Here is a 1,035-nt window from a genome sequence, read left to right as displayed (position 1 = left end):
GCGAGCGCCGCCGAGCTGGACGCCGTGACGATCAAGAGCGACCCCTTCACGCTCGGTGTCGGCTCGGGCGACCCGCAGCCCGGGTCCGTACTGCTCTGGACCCGCCTCGCGCCCAGCCCGTACGAGTCCGACAGCGGTCTGCCCCGGAACAGGGTCTCCGTGCGCTGGGAGGTCTCCCACGACGAGCGGTTCACCCGGATCGTCAGACGTGGCACCGCCACCGCCCACCCCGAGTTCGACCACAGCGTCCATGTCGAGGTCACCGGCCTCGACGCGGACCGCTTCTACTTCTACCGCTTCCGCGCCGGAACGTGGATCAGCCCGGCCGGCCGCACCCGTACCGCCCCCGCGCGCTCCGTGGACATCGGGGAACTGAGGCTCGCCGCCGTCTCCTGCCAGGCGTACCACGACGGGTACTTCACCGCCTACAAGCACCTGGCCGCCGAGGACCTCGACGTCGTCATCCACCTCGGCGACTATCTGTACGAGTACGCCGTGACGGCCGTCGGGGGCGCCCGCAACTACACCGACCGCCGGCTGCCCGCCCACTACAACCGCGAGACGATCACGCTGGAGGACTACCGGCTGCGTTACGGCCTCTACAAGTCCGACCCGGACCTGATGGCCGCGCACGCCGCGCACCCGTTCATCGTGACGTGGGACGACCACGAGACCGAGAACAACTACGCGGACGAGACACCCGAGAACGACGTGCCGCCCGAGGAGTTCCTGCTCCGCAGGGCCGCCGCCTACCGCGCCTACTGGGAGAACCAGCCGCTGCGCACCCCGCAGCAGCCCGAAGGCCCCGACATGCAGCTCTACCGCAGGCTCCACTTCGGGCGCCTCGCCCAGTTCGACATCCTCGACACCCGCCAGTACCGCTCCGACCAGGCGTACGGCGACGGCTGGCGCACTCCCGGGCCCGAGTCCGAGGACCCCGCGCGCACCATGACCGGGGCCGCCCAGGAACGCTGGCCGACCGACGGCTGGCGGGCCTCGAACGCCACCTGGAACGTCGTCCCGCAGCAGGTGACC

General features: G+C 70.9%; 1 protein-coding gene. It reads left to right on the top strand.

The genetic code is table 11. From position 1 onward, the window contains the following. Positions 1-24: 24 nt before the first annotated feature. Positions 25-1,035, top strand: a 1,011-nt coding sequence (locus tag ACFXKA_RS43410; RefSeq protein WP_379431970.1) for an alkaline phosphatase D family protein, incomplete at its 3' end; no start/stop codon positions are given.

It is taken from the genome of Nocardia sp. NPDC059228 (genome assembly GCF_042754245.1).
In the GTDB taxonomy this organism is placed as follows: domain Bacteria; phylum Actinomycetota; class Actinomycetes; order Mycobacteriales; family Mycobacteriaceae; genus Nocardia.
Note: the sequence above shows the minus strand (reverse complement) of the source record. Positions and strands in the feature narration are given on the sequence as shown.